This window comes from Rhizobium gallicum bv. gallicum R602sp, assembly GCF_000816845.1.
Taxonomy (GTDB): Bacteria; Pseudomonadota; Alphaproteobacteria; order Rhizobiales; family Rhizobiaceae; genus Rhizobium; species Rhizobium gallicum.
Map to the genome: position 1 here is coordinate 312,143 of NZ_CP006879.1, position 26,474 is coordinate 338,616.

20 protein-coding genes and 5 pseudogenes are annotated in these 26,474 nt (G+C 57.3%); 16 read left to right on the plus strand and 9 right to left on the minus strand.

Features of this window, described 5'->3' with window-relative positions:
* Positions 1-71: 71 nt before the first annotated feature.
* A pseudogene (locus RGR602_RS22475) lies at positions 72-492 on the plus strand (UPF0149 family protein); the annotation flags it as partial.
* 155 nt (positions 493-647) lie between these two features.
* Here the strand turns inward: RGR602_RS22475 and RGR602_RS37970 are convergent.
* Together RGR602_RS37970 and RGR602_RS22485 are read right to left on the minus strand one after the other, a co-directional pair.
* On the minus strand, positions 648-890 hold the full coding sequence (locus RGR602_RS37970; RefSeq protein WP_040114302.1) for a hypothetical protein: 243 nt from the start codon (positions 888-890) through the stop codon (positions 648-650).
* An 81-nt stretch (positions 891-971) separates the two neighbouring features.
* A complete protein-coding gene (locus RGR602_RS22485) occupies positions 972-2,258 on the minus strand; it encodes an ATP-grasp domain-containing protein (RefSeq protein ID WP_040114303.1) in 1,287 nt (428 codons plus the stop codon).
* Positions 2,259-2,596: 338 nt separating this feature from the next.
* Between RGR602_RS22485 and RGR602_RS22490 the strand changes: the two are divergent.
* Positions 2,597-2,926 (plus strand): annotated as a pseudogene (locus RGR602_RS22490) (IS110 family transposase); the annotation flags it as partial.
* A gap of 334 nt (positions 2,927-3,260) precedes the next feature.
* On the opposite strand, the gene RGR602_RS22495 reads toward RGR602_RS22490, so the two are convergent.
* A complete protein-coding gene (locus tag RGR602_RS22495) occupies positions 3,261-4,457 on the minus strand; it encodes a M20 aminoacylase family protein (RefSeq protein WP_040114304.1) in 1,197 nt (398 codons plus the stop codon).
* Between the two features lie 584 nt (positions 4,458-5,041).
* A complete protein-coding gene (locus RGR602_RS37500; protein WP_223844071.1) occupies positions 5,042-5,335 on the minus strand; it encodes an MFS transporter in 294 nt (97 codons plus the stop codon).
* A gap of 14 nt (positions 5,336-5,349) precedes the next feature.
* Here RGR602_RS37500 and RGR602_RS22500 point away from each other — a divergent pair.
* Positions 5,350-5,825, plus strand: a pseudogene (locus RGR602_RS22500) (transposase); the annotation flags it as partial.
* Positions 5,825-6,169 carry a hypothetical protein gene (locus tag RGR602_RS22505; RefSeq protein ID WP_040114305.1) on the plus strand — a complete coding sequence of 115 codons (345 nt, stop codon included), beginning with the start codon at positions 5,825-5,827 and terminating at the stop codon, positions 6,167-6,169. The pseudogene RGR602_RS22500 and the gene RGR602_RS22505, both read left to right, overlap by 1 nt.
* A gap of 535 nt (positions 6,170-6,704) precedes the next feature.
* Here the strand turns inward: RGR602_RS22505 and RGR602_RS22510 are convergent.
* Positions 6,705-7,589, minus strand: a complete 885-nt coding sequence (locus RGR602_RS22510) for a MurR/RpiR family transcriptional regulator (RefSeq protein WP_040114306.1) — start codon at positions 7,587-7,589, stop codon at positions 6,705-6,707.
* A gap of 226 nt (positions 7,590-7,815) precedes the next feature.
* Here RGR602_RS22510 and RGR602_RS22515 point away from each other — a divergent pair, with 226 nt between their 5' ends.
* From RGR602_RS22515 to RGR602_RS22530, 3 genes are all read left to right on the plus strand, one after another.
* Positions 7,816-9,141, plus strand: coding sequence for an aspartate aminotransferase family protein (locus RGR602_RS22515; protein WP_040114307.1), 1,326 nt, complete (start codon positions 7,816-7,818; stop codon positions 9,139-9,141).
* 15 nt (positions 9,142-9,156) lie between these two features.
* A complete protein-coding gene (locus RGR602_RS22520; protein ID WP_170250832.1) occupies positions 9,157-9,708 on the plus strand; it encodes a carboxymuconolactone decarboxylase family protein in 552 nt (183 codons plus the stop codon).
* A gap of 1,130 nt (positions 9,709-10,838) precedes the next feature.
* Positions 10,839-11,900, plus strand: a complete 1,062-nt coding sequence (locus RGR602_RS22530) for a C45 family autoproteolytic acyltransferase/hydolase (RefSeq protein WP_040114309.1) — start codon at positions 10,839-10,841, stop codon at positions 11,898-11,900.
* Here the strand turns inward: RGR602_RS22530 and RGR602_RS36195 are convergent.
* Positions 11,875-12,582 (minus strand): annotated as a pseudogene (locus RGR602_RS36195) (IS630 family transposase); the annotation flags it as partial. The gene RGR602_RS22530 and the pseudogene RGR602_RS36195 sit on opposite strands and share 26 nt — an antisense overlap.
* A 953-nt stretch (positions 12,583-13,535) precedes the next feature.
* Here RGR602_RS36195 and RGR602_RS22535 point away from each other — a divergent pair.
* Together RGR602_RS22535 and RGR602_RS37505 are read left to right on the plus strand one after the other, a co-directional pair.
* Positions 13,536-15,137, plus strand: a complete 1,602-nt coding sequence (locus RGR602_RS22535) for an ABC transporter substrate-binding protein (protein WP_040114310.1) — start codon at positions 13,536-13,538, stop codon at positions 15,135-15,137.
* Between the two features lie 173 nt (positions 15,138-15,310).
* Complete coding sequence (locus tag RGR602_RS37505) at positions 15,311-15,487, plus strand: hypothetical protein (protein ID WP_166677516.1); 177 nt, start codon at positions 15,311-15,313, stop codon at positions 15,485-15,487.
* Positions 15,488-15,536: 49 nt separating this feature from the next.
* On the opposite strand, the pseudogene RGR602_RS39845 reads toward RGR602_RS37505, so the two are convergent.
* A pseudogene (locus RGR602_RS39845) lies at positions 15,537-15,744 on the minus strand (IS5/IS1182 family transposase); the annotation flags it as partial.
* A gap of 799 nt (positions 15,745-16,543) precedes the next feature.
* On the opposite strand from RGR602_RS39845, the gene RGR602_RS22540 reads away from it, so the two are divergent.
* The 5 genes from RGR602_RS22540 to RGR602_RS22560 all read left to right on the plus strand — a co-directional run bounded on the left by RGR602_RS22540 (position 16,544) and on the right by RGR602_RS22560 (position 22,057).
* Positions 16,544-17,485, plus strand: a complete 942-nt coding sequence (locus RGR602_RS22540) for an ABC transporter permease (RefSeq protein ID WP_040114311.1) — start codon at positions 16,544-16,546, stop codon at positions 17,483-17,485.
* A 2-nt stretch (positions 17,486-17,487) separates the two neighbouring features.
* A complete protein-coding gene (locus tag RGR602_RS22545) occupies positions 17,488-18,369 on the plus strand; it encodes an ABC transporter permease (protein WP_040114312.1) in 882 nt (293 codons plus the stop codon).
* A gap of 1 nt (position 18,370) precedes the next feature.
* Positions 18,371-19,378, plus strand: a complete 1,008-nt coding sequence (locus tag RGR602_RS22550; RefSeq protein WP_040114313.1) for an ABC transporter ATP-binding protein — start codon at positions 18,371-18,373, stop codon at positions 19,376-19,378.
* Positions 19,375-20,385, plus strand: a complete 1,011-nt coding sequence (locus tag RGR602_RS22555; RefSeq protein WP_040114314.1) for an ABC transporter ATP-binding protein — start codon at positions 19,375-19,377, stop codon at positions 20,383-20,385. Before RGR602_RS22550 ends, RGR602_RS22555 begins: the two co-directional genes overlap by 4 nt.
* A 136-nt stretch (positions 20,386-20,521) precedes the next feature.
* Positions 20,522-22,057 (plus strand): gamma-glutamyltransferase, encoded by a 1,536-nt coding sequence (locus RGR602_RS22560; RefSeq protein ID WP_040114315.1) that lies wholly within the window; start codon positions 20,522-20,524, stop codon positions 22,055-22,057.
* 206 nt (positions 22,058-22,263) lie between these two features.
* On the opposite strand, the gene RGR602_RS37510 is transcribed toward RGR602_RS22560, so the two are convergent.
* Together RGR602_RS37510 and RGR602_RS22565 are read right to left on the minus strand one after the other, a co-directional pair.
* Positions 22,264-22,449 carry a hypothetical protein gene (locus RGR602_RS37510; RefSeq protein ID WP_133941614.1) on the minus strand — a complete coding sequence of 62 codons (186 nt, stop codon included), beginning with the start codon at positions 22,447-22,449 and terminating at the stop codon, positions 22,264-22,266.
* Between the two features lie 412 nt (positions 22,450-22,861).
* Positions 22,862-23,314, minus strand: a complete 453-nt coding sequence (locus RGR602_RS22565; protein WP_040114316.1) for an Lrp/AsnC family transcriptional regulator — start codon at positions 23,312-23,314, stop codon at positions 22,862-22,864.
* Between the two features lie 819 nt (positions 23,315-24,133).
* On the opposite strand from RGR602_RS22565, the gene RGR602_RS22570 reads away from it, so the two are divergent.
* Both RGR602_RS22570 and RGR602_RS22575 read left to right on the plus strand, forming a co-directional pair.
* Positions 24,134-25,093 carry an aminotransferase class IV gene (locus RGR602_RS22570; protein ID WP_040114317.1) on the plus strand — a complete coding sequence of 320 codons (960 nt, stop codon included), beginning with the start codon at positions 24,134-24,136 and terminating at the stop codon, positions 25,091-25,093.
* 84 nt (positions 25,094-25,177) lie between these two features.
* The gene (locus tag RGR602_RS22575; protein WP_040114318.1) at positions 25,178-26,368 is read left to right on the plus strand and encodes a glycine C-acetyltransferase; all 1,191 of its coding nucleotides are present in this window, start codon (positions 25,178-25,180) and stop codon (positions 26,366-26,368) included.
* The last annotated feature ends 106 nt before the right edge of the window (positions 26,369-26,474 follow it).

The following is a 26,474-nucleotide window of genomic DNA, read 5'->3' on the forward strand; positions in this document are numbered from 1 at the left end:
AAGCTGGTGATGTTCAAGACACAGAGGTCCCAGTTATCTCGAGCAAGTTGTCGCAAGAACTGCGAAGCCTGAAGTTCATTGACCCACGCCAGTGGATCCCGGAGCTCACCGGTTCAGAGGTCTTGGATAATATGCCGATGGAAACAACAGCGCACCAGGCCGTGCAGACCATCGTTGCGGAATATAACCGGATCTCGGCGAGCCTTGCCGAAACCCCTGAGGATCACCGACCGAGATTCCGCAGGATCGACGACCGAACCTTCGATACCATGGATTGGCACATCAGCTTCCTGATGGGGACAGGCTTCTCGCAGAAGCAGTGGCGGTCGGTCATCCGCGGCCACGCCGTGACTGGCGATATCATAGCGCCGATCCGCAAGCTCAGTGAAGCTACTGGGCCGGCCGCCCAATCGGATTGCCGCAGCGGTCGCTGAAGCACTCGTCAAGATCCGAAGCTACTTCATGCCAAAGTGGGCAAAGCAGAAATTTTAAAAACGCGCTATCGCCATTCCGTCAATGCCGAAAGCGGTGGGCTGTTCGTCGCGCTCGCGATCAACTTCGCGATCGTCTCCGGACTGACGCGACTTCCTCTCTACCCTCCTGCGTTCGGCATTGACGATGCACGTTGTGGTCTCCCTTAGAAGCATTTAGGCCGCAGTAGTGCATAAACAGATTCCCTTGAAACGCCCGTTCAGCCTGATCGTGCTGCACGACATCGGTGCGAACGCCGCCGCCGCGTAGCCCCGAGGAGAACCCTCGCCGTCGACATCTCTGATCGCGTCGAGGCCCTGATCGGCATATACAGAGATACCATCAAGATGGGCATCATGGATGAGGAGCGCCGCACCACCGATACGCGGTTGCGCCGCAAGAGAACGCGCGATGCTCATTAACAGCGGCTTCCTCAACGCACCGGGGACACAGAGATTTCATCTCTCTCGTTCCCACTTGCACCATTTTTTCGGCAGGGATCACCTCCTATCTGACGCAACGTCCGCTGGTTGTTGGTCGTGCGGGGTCGATGATTGCTCCTGTTTGCCCGGTGTCGGAAATGGTGTGATCGACCAATCGATTAATTCGACGGCGCTCTGAAGTATCGCCTTCGTCTGAGCTGGGCTGGTTGACGCGGCGATGACATATCCTATCGAGTCTAGGTAATCGCCTTTCCTGACGATCGGCGTATTGGGCTGAACGTACAATTTGACATCGACGACACCTGGTTGGGCAGCCGCGCGAATGTCGCCATCGATCCAATCGAGAATGCCATCGCGATCAGGAATTAGGGACCGCATGGTCGCAGTCTGCGAGTGTCTTCTGCGCAAGTCGCATTCGTCGCCGGTGACAAGCTTGATGTGCTCGGTGACGAGATCAATGCCGTGCGCAGGCTGGACCAACTGAGGATCCCCGCCCGAAAGACGTGGATTGACTTCGATGACGACTGGGCCACGCTTTGTCCACCGGAATTCAACGTTGGTTGGCCCCCAGCCAAGGCCAAGAGCTCGCAAACAGCCCACCGAGACATCGGCGATGCGCTTATACTCCTCATCGGTCAGTGGGGCCGGATGGGTGTACTCACGAAAGACGAAATGGGGTGGTGGGCCGAACTCTGCAGCACCAATCGCAATGACGTCGTCTCCCATCATATTGGCCCCGTAGTATGGGCCTTGTGCGAATTCTTCGACGAGTATCCTCGGCGAAGACCAGCGGATGCGCTTTTCGCCAAGCAGATAGTTCGTATGTTCCGCCAACTCATCAATGTTGCGGCACAATCGCACACCAATGCTGCCGATACCCACGGCTGGCTTAAGAATTACCGGCAGGCCGATCTCCGCAGCAGAGGTTTCTATCTCCCTCGCATTCGTTGCTAAGCGATAAGCGGGTATGGGAACGCCCGATTGTGCGAGGAGCTGGCGTTGAGTGAATTTGTCGCAGCATCGTTCAATGGACACGGGATTCGGTCCCGGCAATCCGAAATGGCCACAGAGCTTGCCAACAGTGATATAGACATCCTCTCGGACGCTCGTAATGCCAGCGATGTCATAGCGCGCACGTAGCCGGGAGCATTCACAGATCAGCGCATCGAGATTCTCCGTATCAACGCGGATTGCTTCAAGCCCTTCTGTCGCAATATAGTCGTACTGAGCTGGATCAGCCGCTAGGGTAATTGGGTGAAGGCCAAGACGCTGGGCCGCTCGGACGAATTGCGGACCAGTACCCCTTACACTGCCTTCAACCAGGATAAGCGCCTTTCTTGCCATAGGTCGTTCCTCCAACGTTGCATGCTTCACTATCTTTCTGCCCTGTCTGATCTCAGACGTTGGGATGAAGGTACAATGGTCAGGGGTCTCTGTTCGCAAAGTTTTTGCAAATTTATTCAAAGGATTCATTGCAAATCTATTGCAGTGCTGAGAGTTAGCGCCGGCGCCTGGTTCCTACCAGTCTAAACGGAAGGCCAAAGGAGTGCGGCTAAATGGTGGAGACCCACCAGGTTGTCCTCGTTGTGAACGAGGCGTGGGAGCCGGTGGAGTGGACGCCCCCCGACGGCATCAAATGTGCCAAAGTGCGGGTGTGTTTAGATCCAGCAAGGAGGGCGTCCATGAACGACATTACCATCATTGGCTTGGATTTGGCAAAGAACGTGTTTCAGATCCACGGCGCAGGTCCGGACGGGAGGGTTGCCCTGCGCAAAAAACTAAGCCGCGGCAGATTGCTCGAGTTTTTCGCCAAGCTGCCCATCTGTATCGTCGCGATGGAAGCATGCGCCAGCGCGTATTACTGGGGACGGGAGATCAGCAAGTTCGATCATAATGTCAGATTGATCATTCCTGCCTGCGTGAAGCCTTTCGTCAAACCCCAGAAGAACGATGCCGCCCACGCAGAAGCGATCGCCGAAGCGGTCTCTCGACCGACGATGCGCTTTTGTCAGCGTCAAGAGCAAGGCCTCATCCATGGCGTTCAAGGTTCGCGACCGAGCGCAAGCTCGTCGTCATCTGGCATCTGCTAATAAAGGGGGGAGCTACGCGTGGGCAACGCGCTGTCCCTGCACACCAAGAACCTGCGCGACGTGGATCTCAAGGCGATCATCGGCCGGCGCACGGACAAAAAGGACCGGCGCATGCTGACAATATCAAGAGCCCCCCGGAAAAAGAGCGCCGCTGGCACGGGCATTAGACTAGGGGGGACTGTTTGCGCACGCACGTGGAAATGAGTGCAACCACGCAGGAAACAGTTCAGCGATCGCAAAGGGAGATACCGCGCACTTATCGCTCCGCCAAGCAAACGTCGGCTTCACGTCCCAAAATCTCCTCAACCAGCTTGACCCAATAACCAATGCCGTAAGGTAGCGCGTCATCATCAAAATCGAACGCCGGATTATGACATGCAGCAGTCGGTCCGTTACCAACTAGGATATAGGCCCCAGGTCGCGCTTCTAGCATATAAGAGAAGTCTTCGCCGCCCATAGATACTCTGGGTGAGTCGTTCACACAGGAATCCCCGACAAGCTTTCGTGCCGCGCTCATCGCCGTCTTTGTCTCCTCAGGGTGGTTGACTGTAGCAGGCACCGAACGCATGTACTTGAATTCAATATCTGCGCCAAATCCCTGAGCAATCCCACGAGCAACAGCAGGAATCTCTAGCTCAGCGAAATCTCGAAGCGTTGGCTCAAGAGTTCTAACCGTCCCGGAAATCTCGACTCGATCAGGAATAACATTGTATGCTTGGGCAGCATTCAGCTTGGTGATTGATACAACCAGAGATTTCAAAGGGTCTGTTCTGCGGGAAACAAGGGCCTGTAGACCCAAAACGATCTGAGCACCGATAACGACGGGATCAACCGTGCGATGGGGGTGTGCTGCATGGCCGCCTTTACCCTTCACGATAATATCAAAGTCGTCCTGCGAGCCCATGATCGGGCCAGGGCAGATGCTGAACTTGCCGATATCGACGCCAGGCGTAATGTGCATCCCGAAAACCTTGGATATACCGAAGCGGTCCATGATCCCCTCCTGAACCATCTTCAGAGCCCCAGACGGAAGTTCTACCTCTTCCGCCGGTTGAAAGATCAACGCTACAGTCCCCTTGAAATTCCGAGTTGTCGCCAGATGTTTCGCTGCACCTAATAACATGGCCGTGTGTCCATCGTGGCCGCAGGCATGCATATTGCCAGGGACTTTCGACGACCATGGTTTGTTAGAAGCTTCAACGATCGGAAGAGCGTCCATGTCTGCCCTGAGTCCGATTGTTGGCCCCACTCCGCCTTTGCCCTGAATTAGGGCGACTAGGCCGGTTTCGGCAATCCTGGTCTCAATATGATTGATTCCGAAAGAGGCTAGCTTTTCAGCCACGTACCTTGCTGTATTTTCCAGGCGATAGTCCAACTCCGGATTTTCATGGAGATAGCGGCGCCATTCCGTCGCCTCGCTCTGTAGTTCCCGGAACGTTTTGATGTCTGTCATGCTGCAGAGTCGCCTCTAAATATTCTTCGTTTGTTAAGCGGAGGCTTACCGCTGGTCGCGGTACATTTGACCGAAATCTTGATTGCTACCCGTGCTAAAGTCCAGATCGCTTGAAGAAACCACAAGATATCCACCCACTTGGCAGCAGCTTGTGGCCTAGTGCGCACTTCTGCCTCAGTTCCGATGTCGCTGATCATAGCCAGCAATAGGTTGATTTCATCAGATTGCGCAGTTAAACAGATGAGCAAAATCGCAGCTCATGTGCAATGTCTGCGTCAAAAAGCGGCGTACTTTGATTGAGTTTGCCCGTACGCGCTGGGTGAACTTGCCGGCGTGTACAGTCGAATGATATAGAGCCGGTTGGCCGAACGGAGGCTGGCAGGCGTTTTCGAACCTTCGTCTGGATTGCGCCGTCGACGGCAGCGTCGAAGACGATAAACGCGTCGTCCGCAAACGGCAGCGCCGGAACGATACTTTTGATCGCTCCGGCGATTCGTTGTGTGCAGAAAGCTGGTGCTAGCCGACCAGCCGACGGCGATGACGGCCCCCAACTCAACCTTGGCGTCTTTCGGCAAGCTTTCGCCTCATGGGTGACTATTCGGCCTACGGCCCAGGCACGCTCGATGAGAATGGTGAGCGCTGGCGGATGGTGCACCCTGGTGCTTTGTCCGCAGGTGAGAGGCGGTAGTTAAGTAGAAGATAGTCCGTCCAGGTCGCTTACGGTATGACTCGGCCCTATGAGAAGGCGTTTGGAGATATCGTTGAAGACTCCAATAGCGAGTTCCGCCGCGGCTTAGGGCCCGCGGCCGCTCTGCCATGAGATCAAGGAATGCATCCAGTTTGCACTCGCGAATTCGATACTCGGTCTTGACTGAAATAAGCCCGCTTCGACAAAGGCAAGGAGGCCAAGCTGTGCTTCATGGGGCACGGGCTGATGGAAAACCGCCATGGCCTGCTGGTCGATGCCTGCCTGACCGAGGCCAGCGGATATGCTGAACGGATAGCCGCGCTGCACATGATCGAGCCCTTCACTGAGCGGACACAAGCGATCACGCTGGGTGCCGACAAGGCCTATGACACAAAGGACTTCGTCCAAGATTTGCGGTCAATGAAGGTGACGCCCATGTGACGCAGAACGTCAATGGTCGCCGCTCGGCCATTGATGGTCGCACCACGCGCCATTGCGGCTATGGGGTCAGCTTGCGCATTCGCAAGCGCATCGAGGAGGCATTTGGCTGGATCAAGACCGTCGCCGGGCAGGACAAGACGAAGTTCCGTGGCCGCGACCGCGTCGGATGGGCCTTCACCTTCGCGGCCGCAGCCTACAATCTGGTGCGGTTGCCGAAGCTCATGACGGAGACAGGCTGATGGCCAGAGTGTCTCCCTTCGCGAAGGCCTTCGCCGGTCGCTGGCTCATCGTCGAGATGGACAACTGGGACAACGACGTTCTCGATCTCGTCGAAGAGGCGCATCTGACATTCCAGCGCGCAGCAGACGGAGAAATCGCCTTCGTCGCGCTCAAAGGCTTCCTCGATGTCCGCTATGGCGCGCGCGATGGATCAGCCTGTGCGGAGTTCTCGTGGGAGGGACAAGACGAGGGCGACCCGGCCTGTGGTCGCGGATGGGCTGCTCTCGGCTCCGCCGGACGCCTTGTCGGGCACTTCTACATCCACAACGGAGACGATTCAGGCTTCGTCTGCGAACGCGACTGATTTCTTCAACAGCCTGCTAGGAGCAATGGAGCAATGCGTCCTGTAACGACCTTTCTCTGCCTTCTTGTGGACGACGTCAGCCGGCGCCTCGGCACCCCAGGTCAATAAGCGCAGCGAGCTAACATTGGCGATGTGCAGTTTCACAGCCATACTTTGCGTAGCCGCTGGGACGGAGTGGGAGCAACCACGACACTCGGCCGGACGTGGGCGTGGCTTTGACAGGCGGACGATGGAATTCGTCGACCGTGTTTCACTCGGAAAACTCAGTTTGCTTTCGCCGAAGTCACCGCGATGCCAAACACATACGTCATGCTGAAGCTGATAATTTAAGTGATCGTCGCCATCCGACAGTCGCGGATTCCGCCGCGGTACCGTGACAGAACGATGGATGTCCAAGATGTTGTCCTTCGCGGCGTCGAATTTGTTCATTATCAGAATGTGTTGGTGCAGGGCCAGCGCAAATGTATGCCGTTGCGTTACCCTCTGGCTACAGGCGCGCACCGAACGGCCTATGGCCTGTTGGGTGAAAATCGGTTCAGATCTTTCGCCGCGGAATGGTTGTCGCGTACGTGTTCATCGAAGAAAGGTGGCGATCGGCCTGCTTCAGGCCTTCAAGCGCTGCAGCTCGGTCCTGGGCGGCCACTAGCCCGCATAAGACCTCCGAGACGGCGAGAGCCGGCGTCAACGTATGAAAGAAGGTTTGGCTCTCGGCGGGAAAGAGGACGATGTGCTCCGCAATCGTCACGAGCGGGGAAACCTCGCTATCGGTAATCGCAACAATACCCATGCCTTTTTCACGGGCGGCCTCGGCAAGCTCGAGCGTCTGCAGTGAGTAAGGGCTAATAGAAATGGCCAACAGGACATCGTCGGCGCTGGCACGAATGAGTGCATCGCCGCTCGTGCCGGCCGGACCATCGAGATATACGGACTTCTCGCCAAGCAAGGTCATAACGTAGTGGAAATGCCATGCTACTGAATGGCAAGAGCGTAGCCCAAGAACATAGATCCTCCGAGCTTTTCCCAGTCTGTCGGCTATTGTGCTTAGGCTAGAGAGTGTACCGGTTTCGCAGAGACGAGCGATTTGCACGGAGAGACTCTGGAGCATTCGATATGCCAAACCCTCACCGTCGATTGCACCTTCGTCTCTCTGCAACGCGCGTGCGACAAATCCGTCAGTGCTTACTCGAATAACGTCAGCATGCTCACCACGAAAATCTTCATATCCGGAGTAGCCAAGAAATTTCGCCAACCGCGTCATTGTAGAGGGCTGCACGTCTGCATTGCGAGCTAACTCGCGCATCGAAACGAGCGCCACTTCCTGCGGATGCTCCAAGATGTGCCGAGCCGCACGCTGCAACTGTTCAGACATGTCGTCAAATCGTTCTATGATACGTGTGTGCAGAGGTCCCTTTTGCAACATTTGCCTCGCGTTAGCTGCTTTAATGCAAGTGAACCATGTCTCGCAGGAAGGAAAAAGTCAAACACCAAGGAACTTGCGCGCTTGCCCATTTTCAACGTGACTGGAAAGAAAACAAATGCAGCACAATCCGTTTTAGTAAAACATATGTTGCATTTTTGCTAGAAACCTGCAAATCAGAAGATCGAGCGCACCAGCGCATGGGCCTAGTAGAAACTCCGAGATTACAATGAGCAGAATCCTTCATCGAACGATTGGTATAGGGCTCCCAACAGCCGTAGCGGGAGAAGGAATCTACATCACGGACCGCGAAGGTCGAAGCTACATAGATGGATCAGGTGGCGCCGCGGTCAGTTGCCTAGGCCATAATCACCGGGAAGTCCTGGAAGCGATGAAGGCACAGATGGGCCGGATCAGCTACGCCCACACCTCGTTTTTTACAACCGACGTGGCTGAGCGGTTGGCCGAGCAACTCGTTGAACTCGCCCCGAAAGGGCTCGATTACGTCTACTTGGTTTCGGGCGGTTCTGAAGCTGTCGAGGCTGCCCTCAAGATGGCGCGTCAGTATTTCGTCGAAATTGGGCAGCCCCAGCGGCGCCATATCATAGCGCGTCGGCAGAGTTACCACGGAAATACGATTGGCGCATTGGCAACAGGCGGCAATGCCTGGCGCCGCGCGCAGTTCAAGCCAATCCTGCCCGAAACCCATCATGTCTCGCCCTGCTATGCCTATCGCGACATGCAGGTAGGCGAAACACCGGAGGCCTATGCCGAGCGACTCGCCGTAGAACTGGAAGCCAAGATTGTCGAGTTGGGCGTAGACAAGGTCATGGCCTTCGTAGCCGAACCGGTGGTGGGTGCAACGCTCGGCGCGGTCGGGCCCGTTGCTGACTACTTCAAACGGGTTCGGCAGGTCTGCGACAAGTACGGTATCTTGCTTATTCTCGATGAAGTAATGTGTGGAATGGGCCGAACCGGTACGATCTTTGCTCTGCAGCAGGAAGGGATAGTTCCGGAGCTTGTGACCATTGCGAAGGGCTTGGGCGGCGGCTTCCAGCCGATCGGTGCGGTGTTGCTTTCTGAGAAGATCTATCGAGCTTTTGCGGACGGCTCGGGTCTCTTCCAGCACGGACACACCTATATTGGTCATCCGATCGCGGCGGCGGCGGCCAGCAAAGTGGTTGAAATCCTGCAGCGCCCGGAGACTATGTCGAACGTTGCCAAAATGGGCGAACGTCTCCAGGCCGGACTTGATGCCGCCCTCGGCCAATCGCCCTACGTTGGCGACATCCGTGGCCGCGGTCTTTTCCGCGGTGTGGAGTTAGTGGTGGATAAGGAGACCAAGCAGCCTTTCGATCCATCGCGCAAACTTCATTCCCGAATCAAGAGGGAGTCGATGCAGCGGGGCCTGATGTGCTACCCGATGGGCGGCACCATCGATGGGATAAACGGGGACCATGTGCTGCTGGCGCCCCCATACATTATTCAGCCGGAGCAGATCGACCTGATCGTAGAACGGCTCGCTGCGGCGATCAATGCTGCTGTCGCGGGCTAGGAGACTGTCCCTGTCATGAAAGAATCTACCATCACGAAATCTCCGTGTCCGCCCATGAGCGAAGAAGACTGGCCCACCGAGATCACGGATATGAAGGCGGGCTTTGCCGGTGGATTGAACGTCTACCGGACAATGGCTCATCACCCCGCCTTGCTGAAGGCATGGGCTCCGCTGCGGCAACACATTGTCATAGACAATGCTCTTGGTGCTGTTCGGTCTGAGCTTGTGATCCTACGGGCTGCCCATCGGATGGGCTCGCCCTATGAGTGGGCTCACCATGTCAGCCGTGCCCGTGCACTCGGGATTTCGGACACACGCATTTCCGCGATGCGAGGCTCGCCAGAGGGAGAGGATGGGCTCATTGCCCGCGCTGTCGACGCACTTTTCGATGCATCGCGTTTGCCTCTGGATGTCGAGAATGAGGTTTCTGACGCCATGGGAAGGCAAGCCACATTCGACCTTATCGCGACGGTTGGCTTCTATACCATATTGGGCTTCATCTTGATGACCTATGACACTCCCATCGATGAAGCCGTTGAGAGGGAATTCGCAACGCGGCCGATTTAAGACCGTGAGTCTTTCCGAATGCGTATGTCAGAACTGCACGGCAGGCCGGAGCGAATATGTGGGAGTTCCTTGTCCTCCGTTTATCTTTTAACCCGCAAACCGAGCCAGCTCAAACTATCTCTAAATAACAAATTTTACACTTGGGCTTGCTCGGCGGAACAGCAGCCGCAGCTGAAGCATAAAGACACTCGAAAAGAGTCGTTTGCTGAGCAAGCACACCACACCAGAGCCATCAGAATGCTTTGCCCGCTGCCTTCAGTAGTTCCGCGAGTTCCGGATCGACGCGGGCAACACCGCGATCCGGGTTGTAGACAATACGTTTTGCCTTAACACCCTCGCGTGGCCGGGCGAGATAACTGGCGTGCAGTCTCGCTACTACAGCTCGCCACCCAGGTGTTCGGCGATACCCTCGCTACGCGCTCGATGTGCGAACAGAAGCGGGCGGCGGATAAAATAGCGTATTCAGATAATCCCCGGGTCGGACCGATGCAGAGGATGGAACATTTCAGAGTCCGCCAGTTTCTGCAATCCGTATTTCAGCAGCCGATGCATTTTGGCGCACAGGCCTCTCCGCAAGGAGTTACGATTTCGAAAATATGTGCTCCATAAGGTTATTCAATGGTGAGCTTCAGCACCGCGTGTAACTTGCAGAAGGTCTGCGGGCGCGATGGAAGTCTACATGCCCTGCAGGATGGTCTCAACTATTGCAGCGACGGCAATGGTTGGTATCTTCGTGCGTCTCAGCCTGGCGTCCGGCGACTCGGCTGCCGTCGTCGCCGGCGAAGCGGCCATCTCACATTTGATCTGCGGCCAGCCGAGACTCGACGAGCCCCTGCTGAGCCAGTTCACACATTGGGAGCCCAGCCTCCTCGGCAGCGTCCTCCGGGCCTCAATTTTCACGGGGCGCTCCGTTCTCCAACTTATGTAGCATCGGCTGATGCCGACCATTTCGCTGTCGATCTTGATGATCGCGCTTTGGTCGCATTCTCGTATGCGCATTATATCCTCCTGCAGCTGAGCAGTAGGACCCGACGAGCCACAGCATGAAACCGATCTCCTGCCGGGGGAGCTCAAGGCGCGCCTCGGGCCGGTTGTCCAATGCTTAACCCCGACTCGCAGAAAGTAGTCATATGTCCAGAAATCCCATCTCCCGCCTCCGCGCCAAGGGCGACGCCTTCTCCATCGGCTTCGCAATTGGGCAGGCCAGTGCCTCCAGCTTCCGCGAGCGCGCCCTAAGCACCGAGCACTATCGTGCGCTTGACGCCCGCTGGCGCGGATCGGAGTATCTGAAGACCCTGGAATCCGCCGCCCGCGCGGCCTATCCCCGCTTCGTGCGCGAGATCGAGGGGATCGCTGCGGGCTCTGGAGAGGATTTCGAAACACTCTTCCTTTGGAACTGCCGGGCCGACCTACGGCTTCCCGAAAACGTCTCCCCAGCAACGAAAGCCATCGCCGCCACGGGCTGCACTTCACTCCTGATTCCGGCGAAAGCCGACGGCCCCGCGGTCATCGCCCATAACGAGGATGACCGTGCGGCGTTTCTCGGCGCCTGTCTCTGGGTCGAGGTCGAGCCCGACGAGGGCCCGGCTTGGAGCAGCTTCACAACTCCCGGCATGTTACCGGGGAATACATTCGGCTTGAACGAGGCCGGGCTCGTCCAGACGATCAACAACATCACACCCCACGATCTTCAGCCAGGCGTGTCACGGGCGATCATCTGCCGCGCGATCCTCAGCGCGAGAGGGCTGGACGAAGCACTCGAGATCCTGAAACGCAAAGACCGCGCCAGCGGTTTTCATCACAATCTCGGTGAGGCGAAGTCGCGCCGGCTCGCCTCTGTCGAAGCGCCGGCTTCGGGCTGCGCGGTTCGGGAAGTGGCCTCCGCCCGAGCCCATGCTAACCACCTGCTCTTCGGAGAGTTCGAAGGACTGGAGCAGACGATCACCCTCTCTTCCCGCACCCGGCAGGAGGGGGCGGACCGGATGATCGCGGAAGGTGCGCTCGCGGGGGGGGCGGAGGCGGTGCTCTTCGACGAGACCAGCCCGATCTATTGCGACACAGACCGGCACAACAACTACGCCCAGACCCTCGCCACCAGCGTCTTCGCACTTTTCCCTGACCGCGTCGAATGGCGCGTGCACGCCGCGCCGGACGAGCGCGACGTGCTCAGCGGAACGATGCGCGTCGTCTAGTGCATGGTTCCAACACTTGGTGCCCCCCTTTGACGGCGGCAATGATTTCGTCGGAATCTGCCTTCCAGACGAAGGGGTCGCGGTTCTTGGTTGTGCTCTTTGATGAACCGGTTGATGGCCGTTTGCAGGGTCGAGGACGGAGTGAAAGACGCCGTGCTTCAACTGTCGGCGTGTCAGTTTAGCGAAGAAGTTCTCGACGGCGTTCAGCCATGAACATGATGTCGGAACGAAGTGGAAGGTCCATCGCGGATGCCTTGCCAGCCATGCGCGGATCTTCGGCTGCTTGTGGATCGCGTAGTTGTCGAGAATGGCGTGGACGGCCTTATCCTTCGGCAGTTCCGCCTCTTTGAGGAAACGGATGAACTCCTGATGCCGGTGACGCTGGATGTTGAGGCCGATTGTGGAGCCCTTGAGAACATAGAGGGCAGCAAACCAGATGGTGTGCCATGGCGCTTGTACTCGTGGGCCATCGTGCTGCCGCCTGGCCCTTCTTTAATGGAAGCCCCGGGTGTGTCCGGTCGAGCGCCTGGATCTGGTTCTTTTCGTCGGCGGAAAGGACGATGTCATGGGCTGGAGGGGAGACGTAGAGCCCGACGACATCGTGCAGATTTTCGGCAAAGGCCCTGTCATACGATAGTTTGAACCGGCGCCAGCGGTGCGGCGCCAGAGGCTGCAAATCCCAACGGCCCGGCAATCGGCATCGTAACGGGGCTCTGACGCAATCTCGATGAGATCAGCTTACTCCAATGACTCTAGCTTCAAGCAGATCGAGCTTCCCACGACCGTCCATTTGTCATTGATGAGTTTGAGCTTGGTGATCTGGCCTTCCGTCTTGAGGTGATAGCAAGCTGGACCGCTGCTCTGTCGCGGATAACGCGCCGTTGGCAAATGACGCTGACCTGATGTGGTGGACGGCTCTCCCTCATGTGACTTTCGACAGCCACACTTTGGCACATTGCGATGCCGGGCGATGCCGGGAGCGGAGGCCGTCCACCACATCAGGCCAGACGATCGAGTTTCTCGGAGGAGTGGACGGGCACGCTTCAAAGTCGCAAGCTGGGCTTTCAGCTTCCCGATATAGAGGTTTTTGGCATAAAGCTCCGCCTGCGATGGGCAGTTAGGGCACGCAGCTCGTCCAGTTCGGCGAGCGGCTCGGAAGCAGCAAGAGACATGCGCCTCGTATCACAGAGGTCCGGTCGAGCTATTGTTTTAAACGCAACGCAATACGTTATTACGCCAGGTGTCAAGCGAAGCGAAGAATTGACCCCCTATTGCCTCATGGAAGAATGCTACCGAACGACTTGGCGCGAGCGCCCTCGCGTTGGTCATACATAACCCAGAGGTGCCATATGTCCCACCTCCCGCGTTCGCGAACGCGAACGTGTCGAGCAGAGGCTGTGTCATTTCAAACCAAGCCAGTTTCTGCAGTCGATATTTCAGCAACCGATGCATTTTGGCGCATACATCCCTCCGTCAGGCATTACAGTTCAGGATGCAGTCGTCCTACGAGGCATTCGACTGGAGGATGGAGAGCCCGCGCTTTTTAAAATCGGATGCCTCACTCGTGGTGCAGCAACAGCACTAAAAAGGGTGGGGATCGACTGCGTCACTAACTCAAAAAAGGGGAACTGGAACATGTCGATTTCTCGACGCAACGTCATTAAGGCCGGCCTGGCCGCTGGTGCGGCTTTATCGATTCCGTCGGTCCTGCGGGCACAGACGGCGCCAACCGCCGCGCGGACGGTCCGCATGGTGATGAGCGATGCCCTAACCGCCTTCGACCCGATCTTTACGACGTCTGGCACGACCCAGAACCATGGCTTGGCTATCTACGACATGCTGTTCGCGCTCGACTCCAACCTTTTGCCGCAGTCGCAAATGGTGGGGAAGTGGGGTGTTTCGGACGACAAGAAGACCTATACGTTCGAACTCCGGGATGGTCTGGCTTGGCACGACGGCACTGCCCTCACCGCGGCCGACTGTGTCGCCTCGATCCGCCGATGGGGCCAGACTTCCGGCGGACAACTGCTAATGGAACGGGCCAGGGATATCTCGAAGAAGGACGACAAGACCTTCACGATCGCGCTCAAGGAACCGTTGGGGCTGCTGATCGATCTCTTGGCGACAGTAGCAGGGAGCTCGCTGTTCATCATGCGCGAGAGGGATGCGGATCGCCCCGCAACCGAACAGGTGACGGCGAACATCGGATCGGGACCGTTCAAGTTTAACCATGCTCTTGCCAAACCAGGCGCGAGCTTCACCTATGATCGCAACGAGAAATACGTGCCGCGCAGCGAGGCTCCCGACGGATTTACAGGCGGGAAAGTCGTCAACGTCGATCGCATCATCTGGGACATTATCGCCGATGACCAGACTGCCTTGGCGGCCTTGCAGGCGGGAGAGATTGATTTCCTTCAAACATCACCTCCCGATTTTTATGCGGCGATCGAGAACGATCCTAACCTTGCACTCCAGGTTCTGGACAAGAGTGGCGATGACATGTGCCTGCGCATGAACCACCTGCAGAAGCCATTCAACAATGTGAAGGCGCGCCAAGCGATGCTGCACCTCATCGACCAGGAGGCGATCCTGCGCGTCACGGCCCCCGATCCAAGATACGGCCACACCGTTACGTCAATATTCGGAAATGATACGCTCTATTCCAACGATGAAAACACGGGGTGGTACAAGAAGGGGGGCGATCCGAAAAAGGCGAGGCAACTGTTCGCGGAGGCGGGATATGCGGGCGAAAAGGTCGTCATTCTCCAACCCACGAGCTGGGCGGAGGCCAGCAATGCCGCGCAGCTTGTAGCGGCTGCTCTACAGAAGATTGGTGTCAATGCCGAGCTTGCGCCGAGCGACTGGGGCGGGATTGTCGCGCGCCGGGCGAACAAGGGCCCCGTTGAGAGCGGCGGCTGGAGCATCTTCATCACGGAGGACTCCGATATCGTCCAAAGCGACCCGATCACCGCAGTCTTCCTAGACGCGAGGGGCGAGAAAGCCTGGTTCGGCTGGCCGAAGAACGACGAATATGAGGCACTCCGGGCCAAATGGCCGGACGTTGAAACGCTCGAGGAGCGTAAGGCACTGGCTCGAAAGATGCAAGGTATATGGTGGGATTTCGTCGGCGACATTAGGCTGGGACAAAGGGTGCGCCCAAGTGCACGCCGCAACACACTCACCGACCTCATCGAGATACCGCAGCGTGTCGTGATGTGGAATCTGCAGAAGGCCTGAGGACACCGTTGGCATTTACACCCTTCGCAGGATGATCTCGACCATCGCCGTTATGGTGATGGTCGGGCCCTTCATCTTCGCATCGCCGATTGACTAAACGGATGCACGCTGGCCCGTAGCGAGGCACTGGAACCCCACGTAAACGCCTTTTGCTTACTTTGCCGCAGAGCGCAATGGATGCTGCGAAAAAGGCCGAAACCGCTTTGATGAGCGGCGCGAATTGGGCGATTGCAGGCACGATTAAACGCTTGACCATCACAAAGGGTATGCCGACCTGTTCAGCACCAAATTTTCCCTGGCAATTAACTGATCAAGGACGCGATGCCCCTCGGCAAGACTACGGTGTCTGAGAGAGGGTGGACAGACGTGCCGCGCCAGTTAATGTCGGATTAGTATGGTACCACTGGCACTGACGTGGCTTCGGATCGCATCTGAATCGTAGCCCTTCTCGGCAAATGCAGAGTGCGGGCGTCCGGCAGACGTTGCAGAAGCTCGCCTCCCGCCGTGCGGTCGGCGACCCTTTTTGTCCCGCGTTTACCATCCGAAGCCGAGCGATGCGCCTTCACGGCGACGGATCGATCAGCACTTGCACGTGCGGGCCGCCCGCACCGGGCATGTCGGTGTTCGATTCGTTGCTCGCCGCACGTGTTGGTCGGCAGAGAGGTTCCATGAGGCGAAAGTTCGTGCACAAAACTGGTAGCGATTCATGATCACATCTCCGTTTCAGAGCCGTGAACACCCCAAGACAAACGCAATACTTTACGGGACCCTCTACTACGTTTCACGACTGGCGGTAACCGTCTGGTGGACGACGGCTCGATGACCGAATATCTGAGAACGAAGCGCGAGAGACGCCGCATTGTCATTTCGCCAATGCGGCGCGATAGTTCATCTACAGCGCTCCGCAATCGCCAAGAGGATTGCCGTGGGTATATGCGCCGCGCGGTTAGCGCTACCTCGCGGAGCCGGTGGCGACACCGTGGGCGGGGCGCTTTCATTTGTTGCCAGCTGTGACGATGAAGTTCACTTGTCTCTCCTCCTGTCTGCATCGTCCTCGGACTTGCAGAGCCTAGCGTCTCGGCTATCGGTCCATAAATGGCGAGAACGGCATTGGTGCTTGCGGACCCACAGTCTTGCAAAGCAAACGTCGCGGCGAACCATTTGAATTATCTTTTAGGTTATAATACATATGTTGCATTCTCGTCAAAAGTCGGATATTGAATATTCAAACCACAGCGCTTGGCCGCCATCGACTACATGTCGAAGGCGGAATGGCTGCAACACAAACAAAAGAGGGAACTGCAGATGACACTCTCTCGACGCGACCTCATGAAAACAAGTCTTGCCGTTAGAACGGCCTTAAAGATGCCGTCGGCGCTGTGGAACATGCAGAAGGCCGCGGTCTAATGGCTGCTTACATTCTTCGGAGATTGGTTTCGACCGTCGCCGTGATGGCGATGGTCGGGATGTTTGTTTTCCTGCTTCTCAGGCTGGCGCCTGGCGACCCGGCAGCCATCATCGCCGGCAAGTCGGCTACGGCTGAGATGATTGCTGGCATCCGCGAGCAGCTCGGACTGAACGAGCCCATGCCGGTTCAGTTCATACGTTGGGTGCGGGATATGCTTGGCGGCGATTTCGGCACCTCGATCTTTGCCGGCCGGCCGGTCCTGGAGCTCATCTCGCAGCGGCTCGAGCCTACCCTTTCCTTGACGGTCCTGACGATGATCGTTTCGGTGACGATTGGGGTTTCCTTCGGTATCCTGGCCGCGTGGCGCGCTGGCGGTCTTGTTGATCGCATCTTGACGGCATTCGCGACGCTTGGCTTTTCTCTCCCGGTGTTTGTCGTTGGCTATTTCCTCATCTACTTCTTCGCTATCACAACGCATTGGCTACCGGTCCAAGGATACAAGCCTATTGATCAAGGCTTCGGGCCCTGGTTTGTGCACCTGATCCTGCCGATCGTGACTTTGAGCATTCCCTACATTGCGTTCATCGCCCGGATCGCGCGGGCGAGCATGCTGGAGGTTCTGTCGGAAGATTACATGCGAACGGCTGTTGCAAAAGGCGCTTCGTCCTATGCCATGCTTTTCCACCATGCCTTGAAGAATGCCGGCGTCCCGATCCTCACCGTGATCGGCTTAAGTTTCGCAGGCCTGATCTCTGGCGTCGTCATCACGGAAACCGTGTTCAATATACCGGGTATCGGTCGTTTGGTGGTCGATGCGATCAACGGCCGCGATTACCCCATCATACAAGGCGTGCTTATCCTGGTTTCGGGTTTATACGTCCTTATCAATCTCACGGTCGATCTTTCTTACACCTTGATCGATCCTCGCATCCGGTACTGATTATGACCTTAATCTCTCCATCAATTGAAGCCCTGCCGAGGGCCCATCCCCGACTATCGGGTCTTGCTCGTCTGGCAAGACGGCACCCGCTGGTCCTGATAGGCGGTGGACTCCTCGTGCTGCTGATCATTCTGGCGCTCGCCGCGCCCATTTACGCCGGCGACCCGGTGAACATGGACCCGTTCAAGCGCCTCCAGCCGCCTTCGGTCGAGATGTGGTTCGGAACCGACAATCTGGGCCGTGACGTGTTTGCCCGAACAATCTTCGGCGCGCGAATCTCCCTTATGGTCGGATTGCTCTCGGCGACCTGCGCGGCTGTGGGCGGGGTTCTGATTGGTGTTATCGCTGGCTACAATCGCCGGTTCGACAACATCGTCATGCGCATAATGGATGGCTTGATGTCGATCCCGACGATTCTGCTGGCCATCGCCCTTATTTCTCTGACAGGACCGGGATTGGGCATTCTCATCGTCGCGATCACGATCCCACAGCTGCCAAGCGTCACGCGGCTGGTCCGTTCGGTGGTTTTGAGTGTTCGGGAGCGGCCCTATGTGGAGGCCTCCCTTTGTGGCGGTGCGCGTCTACCCAAAGTGCTGTGGCGGCATATCCTGCCCAGCACCATTCCGCCTCTTATGGTGCAAAGCGCCATCGTCTGCGCAGATGCGATTCTGACAGAGGCCGGGCTGAGCTTCCTCGGCGTGGGCGTGCCGCCCGAGATTGCCAGCTGGGGCAACATGATCTCAAGCTCTCGGCTCTTTATCTCCATCTCCCCATTGACGATCTTCGCCCCCGGCATCTGCCTTGCCATCACGGTTCTAGCCGTCAACCTACTCGGCGACGGTCTGCGCGATCTGTTCGATCCCCGCGCAAAGCGGAGGCAGTAACATGCAGATACATCAGAACGTGGGCAATGAAGTGCTTCTCGACGTCAGAGACCTGGAGACGCATTTTTTTGGCGAAGATAGCGTTACCCGCGCGCTTGGCGGCATCAGCTTCCAGGTGATGAAAGGCGAGACGCTCGGCGTCGTCGGCGAATCCGGATGCGGCAAGAGCGTCACCGCGTTGTCGATCCTCCGCCTACTACCGAAGCTGACCGCCAGGACCATCGGCGGCGAGGTCCGCTTTCACGGCCGCGACCTGCTCGATCTCTCTGAGCGGGAGATGCGAAAGATTCGCGGCGATCAGATCGCCATGATCTTCCAGGATCCGATGACGAGCCTCAACCCGGTCTACACTGTCGGTCACCAAATCGCTGAAGCGGTGCAGATCCACACGGGAGCCTCCCGGGCGGCCGCAATGGCTAAGGCTGAAGAGATGCTTCGCCTCGTCCGCATTGCGGACCCGGAGCGTCGCGCCAACAACTATCCCCATGAGATGTCGGGTGGTATGCGCCAGCGCGCCATGATCGCCATGGCTCTTGCCTGCTCACCGGAGCTGTTGATCGCTGACGAGCCAACGACTGCACTCGATGTCACCATCCAGGCGCAGATCCTGCGGCTGATCGTTGATCTGAAGGAGCGCACGGGGACCGCGGTGATGTTCATCACGCACGATCTGGGCGTTGTGGCCGAGACATGCCAACGTGTGATCGTGATGTATGCCGGCCGGATCGTCGAGCAAGCGACTGTGACGGATCTGTTCGCGCGGCCTGCGCATCCTTATACTCAGGCCCTTATGCGCTCTGTGCCTGACCGGCGGCGCGGTCAGCAAAGCCGCCTTCCGGAAATACCCGGTATCGTGCCGAGCCTGCGCAATCCAATCGTCGGGTGCAGCTTTGCGCCGCGTTGTCCGTTCGCAATCGACATTTGCCGGGAAAAGACACCCGTTCTTAAGTATGTCGGACCGGCGCACGCCGCTGCTTGCTGGCGCGCCGAAGAGGTGATGGGCGTATGAGTGATCCTTTGTTGAAAGTCGAAAGCCTGACCAAGCATTTCCCGCTCAGTGCGGGTATCTTGAAGAAGAATGGCCCGGTCGTGCGGGCCGTGGAGGCTGTATCCTTTTCCGTCGAAGCAGGCGAGACACTTTGCATCGTTGGCGAATCCGGCTGCGGTAAATCCACCGTCGCACGGCTTCTGATGCGGCTCATGGAACCGACGGACGGGCGCGTGCTTATCGAAGGAACCGATATTGCGGGGCTCAAGAAGCACGAGCTTCGGGCGTTTCGCCGGCGGATGCAGATGGTCTTTCAGGATCCTTACTCTTCGCTGAACCCACGCCTTACCGCCGCCCAGATCATCACCGAACCCGTCGAGAACTTCGAGCGCCTCGGCCGCAGTCAGCGCCAGGCGCTCGCCGCAGACCTTCTGCAGAAGGTCGGATTGGGGCCCGAAATCATGCACAGGCTTCCGTCCGAACTGTCGGGGGGCCAGCGCCAGCGGCTCGGCATTGCGCGCGCCCTGTCGCTCAAGCCCTCGCTCATCATCGCTGACGAGGCGGTCTCGGCCCTGGACGTTTCCGTGCAGGCACAGATCCTCAATCTGCTGATGGATCTCCAGCAGCAGATGGGCATCGCCTTCGTCTTCATCTCGCATGATCTCGGCGTCGTGGAGCACATTGGGCATCGCGTCGCCGTCATGTATCTGGGTCGCATCGTCGAACTGGCCACATGCGAGGCACTCTTCGCCAAGCCGGTCCACCCCTATACCGAGGCGCTGATAGCAGCAGCTCCGGTGCCGGATCCGACGCGGGCGCGGCTGGAGGCGCCGGTAGAAGGCGAGGTGCCGAGCCCGATCAATCCGCCGACGGGCTGCGCCTTCCATCCGCGCTGTCCGCTCGCCGTCGACCGTTGCCGCATCGACGTGCCGCCGCTGACGTCGATGGCCGACGGCCGCGCCGTCGCTTGTCACGTGCGCGCTCCCGCGTCAGCCAATGCTCAACCCGATATGGTGATCGCGGGCTAGCATACAATTGTCATGCTCGATCGAACTATCGCTCAGACTTCAAACTCCTACTCTTGTTGACGCCAGAGAGCGAAATGCTCGGAATTCCCACACTAGATCAATATGTGAAAACGACTGCCAAAGTTAGGAACACCGCATGAGCTCCGACACACCCTTTCATATCCACAGCAGCAAAGGCTTCGGTATCGCTACTCCCGTACCCTCAGCCACGGCCGCAGCAAACATTATCAGGCAACATGGCGGCGGCATCTTCGACATGTATCTTGCCGCTCTCGCGTGCGCTTGGGTGACGGATCCGGCCAATTGCAGCCCTTTTGGCCGCATGCAGGGCGTCTTTTCCGTTTCCGGTGAGACAGGTAGTCTAAATGCCCCCACCGCAGTCCGTTTTGCAGCAGAATCGACTGTACCAGTCCCGGGTAACATAGCTGCTTGGTATTCCTTAAAACGCAGCGGCCGTTTGCGCCTCCCAGCAAGTGCTCTGGTCGCACCGGCTACCGCGCTCGCCCAACAAGGCTTTGCTCCCTCAGAGGGGCTGAAGATTGCTCTCGAAAGCCAGGAAGGTGTTTTGGACAGATCGCTTAATGCGATTTATCTGGAGAACAGGGGTGAGATTCGTAAACATATCCAAAACCCGCAACTAGCAAACCTCCTTCGGATTCTCGGCGAATCTGAAAGTGAGGATGATTTCTGGCAAACCCTGCGGGCGAGGGATCCCGGACCTTGGCACCCTGAGGAAACTCTCGAAAACCGCGTTCGACAGCCAACTCCCCGCATGCTCGACCTCGATCTCGATGGGCGACGCCAGCGTCTTCTCACAACTGGTGCAGTTGAGACGTGGGGGACGTGGATCCTGCTCGGCGCCGCGGTGACTGTGGAACTCCGTCGACGTGAAGCGCTGCGCGACTTTTCGCGTGCGATGGAGGCCTATGTCTTATCCACCATCCTCCTTCTTGATCGGATACCTTTTGCCGTTGGCACCCTTGAACCCAAAATCCGGCGTCCGTCCGTCGACATCGATATTTCGTCGGAAGCCATCGCTATCGCAGACCGCGTCATCCGTCTACTTGATGCGCCCGTCGAGTCATTGTGGGAACAGTTAGGCGCTACGTACTTCCCCGGACCAGATAGTTGGACTGATGACACCAACACTAATCACTTTGCGATCGCTACCGGCGACGACTTCCTGTCGTTCACGACTTCGATCGGCCCTTGGTTTGGTTCGAAGGCATCTTGGTTCGGTGCTGCGCTGGGCTACAGCTATGCAATGAAATCAAATCTGCTCTTTGAAGGTCAAACGCACGATGTCACCGAAATGTCGCCGCTCATCGTTGAGATGGCCGGTAGACCTATGCTCGCCATCGGTTCCGCTGGGAGCGAGCGGATCCTTGGGTCTCTCACCTATCTGCTGTTTTTAAGGATTGGCCTTGGATTTCGCGAAGATATGGCGGATCTACTTGCGAAGCCCCGCGTCTTTCCAAAGGACGGCAAGCTCCGAATGCACCTGGATTTTTGGCCCGATGCGCGAGCGCACCTCGAGGCGAGAGGGTTTAAGATCAGCCCTAGTGGGTACGATCCCCACACCCACATAGGAATGGTGAATGCCGTTGAGCGGCTAGATAACGAATCGTATAAGAGCGGAGCCGACCCGTCGAGCTCAGGCAGCGCTCTCTAATTGTGAGCTTTCAGGGCGCTATTTCATTTGGCCCTACCGGGAAAGCTGAGGTTGTCTAGCTCCAGTGATTCTCGGAGGGCCAAATGAACAACTGAACAACCAAGGGATTTCCCTTTAGGCTTTGCGTCGACAGGAGATGGCGCGTGCGTTATTAAGCCGTCTTTCCAGAGACCATGCGGCGCGGATTTATGGCATGACGTCGAAGGTCACTGGGCTGGATTGAGTGCTCCCGATGTAAAGGATCCGCTGGCACGCGGATCGTTCGTCCCCACGAAGACGAACCCGGCGCGGATCCCGCCAAAGGTTGCGGACGAGATTGCCGCTGCCCAGCCGGGCTCGACGCGCAGGCAGACGGGCGTGTCGCCGGCGACAGTAAGCCGGGTCTCAGGCACGCGGGTCTCGCGCGCCGGAGCCGGAAAGATATTGCGGATTGAACTAAGCCCCCAGTCGCGGCAATTGGTGGTTGCTTTGAGAAATGTCTCCTACCGAGAGGATTGGGGTCGCAAACCACCCTTCAGCCACGAGATCCGGGACGGCCGAATCCCGGTACATCGAGGGACATGACGCAAAAGTACCATCTTTGTGCGGTCGCAAGTTTTGCCTTTATTTTTGCCGATCGCCCGATCGGCTGAGCCTGGACGATGTCCAGCCTTCCAATTTCATCTCGTACCAGCAGTTCGTCTGCGCACTCCGGTTCCTCATGGGGTAACGCTCGGTCAGGATACACCGCTCTAACATTGATAATCAGCTGACTACAGTCGGCACTGCTATATAAGTTCATCTATGGGGTGCGGTACGTCTGCCCTACACAAGCATGCGAGGCTCGAATTTTACTCTGTCTAGAGCAATCATACTTCGGAATTTTCGCACATTGGGATTGGTATAGAGCTTGGTCTTGACGAAAACATCAAACGCTTCGACATCCTCCACCGCAACGATGAGAACGAAATCAGCGTCGCCTGTCACCATATAACATTGTGTGACCTCCTTCGCGGCCCTCATCGCGCGTTTGAATTCATCGACTAGGTCGAGGCGCTCCCGGTCCAATTCCACGTTGACGATCACGGTCAGCGACTTTCCGACCGCCTTCGGCTCTATCAGAGAAATGTCAGCAATAATCACGCCGTCGGCTCGGAGCTTATTCACCCGCCGCATGCAGGACGCCGCCGATGAACCCACAAGGTCAGCTAGCTCGGCGAAGGAATGCCGATTATTCTGCTGCATCGCGGCAAGTATTCGTCGGTCTAGATCGTCCATTGAAGGTCCTACGTCCAGAGTAACCGGAACAAGATGCGCTTACACTCCGAGTGCACTCTGGAAGTGCTGCAACTTCGCCAGCATGACTGTCCCTCGAAGATTAACTTTTACGTCACAATATGCAGCTAAACAAGTCGTTTGCGCCCATACTATGAAGCGCTCATTTCATTCCGATGCGCAAGCTGATCGATCAGTATCAAATCGCCATGTCGCCATCCATGGGAGTTGCCCGGCCCCACCCACCAAGATCCGACTGATCTGGCATATTCTTGAGTTAGCCTTTACCCACAACCCACCGACAGCCTTGTAGGTAGAGCACACCGCCTGTTCGCCGGTGCAGCGAGGTCCCTGCTCGAAAGCCGCGAGTTCCCAAAAAAACCTCGGACGCCGTTCAGCCACTCAGAGTCAGACGAAGGAACGGCTCTCCATCCCCTCGGATGCGATTTTCACCCGTGGGGGACTTTGATCATTGATTTTGACTGCTGGCCAATGCTGCAGCTCGATCCAACCTGGTTCTCGCGTATCGGTGCGATTCCGGTCGTCAGCGTTAGCTTTTTGACGCGGGCGTTGCGCCTGGAGCCCCAGTTTGATCGTTATTCATGCAACGATTTCTGCGATTAAAGCAATGCAATCAGCTTCATTTGCGCCTTGGACTAGCTCCCATTCAAAACAGTCATGAAGTCACGGCTGAGGAGAGACAGTTAATGAAGCTTCAAGGAATACTTGCGAAAGCGGTCGCCTGGCTTGCAGGCCAGCCGTGGCAGCGTGATGAAAGAAACCGAGCTGGCCTGTCCCAGCAATGTTCGGAGGAATCAATAGATGACAATCGCAACGATTAGGACGACAACAGATCTGCCCAAGGTCGAACCCCATCATGAGGATAACCGCCGATATCCTAACGGTGTCGCGTTCATGGACGGGCAGTACCTCCCGATGTCGGAGGCAAAGGTCTCGGTCCTGGACTGGGGCTTTCTTCATTCCGACGCAACTTACGACACCGTCCATGTCTGGGAAGGCCGCTTCTTCCGGCTCGACCTCCATCTTGATCGCTTCTTCAGGGGGATGGAGCGACTTCGCATGAAGCTTCCGTACAGCCGCGAGGAAATAGAGAAGATTCTCGCGAACTGCGTCGCTCTTTCGGGCCATAAGTCGTCTTACGTCGAAATGATCTGCACGCGCGGCGGCTCAGCAACATTTAGCCGCGACCCGCGTGAGGCGGAGAATCGGTTCATCGCCTTCGCCGTGCCGTTCGGCTCCGTCGCGAACAAGGAACAGCTCGAGCGCGGACTGCATGTCGCTGTGAGCGACACCGTGAGGATTCCTCCAAACTCGGTCGATCCATCGATCAAGAACTACCATTGGCTCGATCTCGTGAAAGGACTCTTCGACGCCTACGACTTAGGCGCCGAGACCGCGCTTATAATGGATACCAACGGTAACATCGCCGAAGGACCGGGGTTCAACGTCTTCACGGTTAAAGACGGCAAGCTTAAGACGCCGGCCTTCGGAGTTCTTCCTGGCATCACGCGACAGACTGTGTTCGACCTATGCAGGCAAACTGAGCTCGGCGTTACCGCCGCGGACCTAACGCGCGACGAGCTGAAGCAGGCCGACGAGGTGTTTATTACGTCGACTGCCGGAGGCATCATGCCGGTTACCCAAGTCGACGGATTGGCTATCGGAGATGGGAGGGTTGGTGACCTGACGCGCCAACTGATGGATCTGTACTGGCAGAAGCATTCTGACCCTGCTTGGTCGACCGCCGTCGCGTATCCGTGAACCAAAACCATGATCGTCGAACAGGCGGCTCCACCCGGAAAAGCGGGGGGCGCCTGTGTGTTGCAATCTCACCGGCAGAAACTTATGACAAGCGCCTTCATTTCCTACTTATCGAGCGAGTTAGAACGACTGAAATCCTCCGGACTCTACAAATCCGAACGCATCGTTACATCGATGCAGTCTTCCGAGATCGAGGTGGCGGGCGGCAGCCGGGTGTTGAACCTCTGTGCCAACAACTATCTCGGTCTCGCCGACAACGAGTATTTGCGCGAAGCCGCCAAGACTGCGTTGGACCGCTACGGTTACGGCATGGCGTCGGTGCGTTTTATCTGCGGCACGCAGGAAAAGCACAAGCAGCTTGAGGCTCGGATCTCAGCCTTCCTCGGTCTGGAGGATACGGTTCTCTACTCGTCCTGCTACGACGCGAATGGCGGCCTGTTTGAAACATTGCTCGGTGAAGAGGACGTGATCATTTCCGATGCGCTTAATCATGCATCGATCATCGACGGCGTGCGGCTTTCGAAGGCGAGGCGCTACCGTTATGCCAACAATGACATGGCGGCGTTGGAAGAGGAGCTCAAGAAGGCGGAAGGCAGCCGGTTCAAGCTGATCGCCACGGATGGCGTGTTCTCGATGGACGGGATTATCGCCAATCTCGGCGGCGTGTGCGATATCGCGGACAAATATGGTGCCATGGTCATGGTGGACGACAGCCACGCGGTGGGGTTCGTAGGCAAACACGGGCGCGGCTCGGCGGAACACTGCGGTGTCGAGGGGAGGGTGGACATCATCACCGGCACACTCGGCAAGGCATTGGGGGGAGCTTCTGGCGGCTATACGTCAGGTAAGTGCGAGCTCGTCGAGTGGCTGCGCCAACGCTCACGGCCATACCTGTTCTCGAACACCCTGATGCCGGCGATAGCAGGGGCTTCGCTTAAGGCTTTCGACATTATCGAAGGCGGCAATACCTTGCGCGAAAAGCTCTACGCCAATGCTGAGCGCTTCCGTTCAAAGATGACAAAGGCCGGTTTCACTCTCGCTGGCGCCGACCATCCCATCATCCCCGTGATGCTCGGCGACGCTTCCATCGCGCAGCAAATGGCGTCGAGGATGCTGACGCGCGGCATCTACGTTATAGGTTTCTCCTTCCCAGTCGTACCCAAGGGCCAGGCGCGCATCCGCACGCAAATGTCTGCAGGGCATTCAAGCGAAGATATCGACAGGGCGGTAGAGGCGTTCACCGAAGTTGGTAAGGAACTTGGAGTCATTCGGTAATCCGCCGAAGAGAAACAACCTGCGCGATGGTTTCCCGCCCTTTCTTGCAGATATTGGATTCGGGAGAGCTGCTTCGGCGCACGCGAGGTATGATTTGCGCACAGTG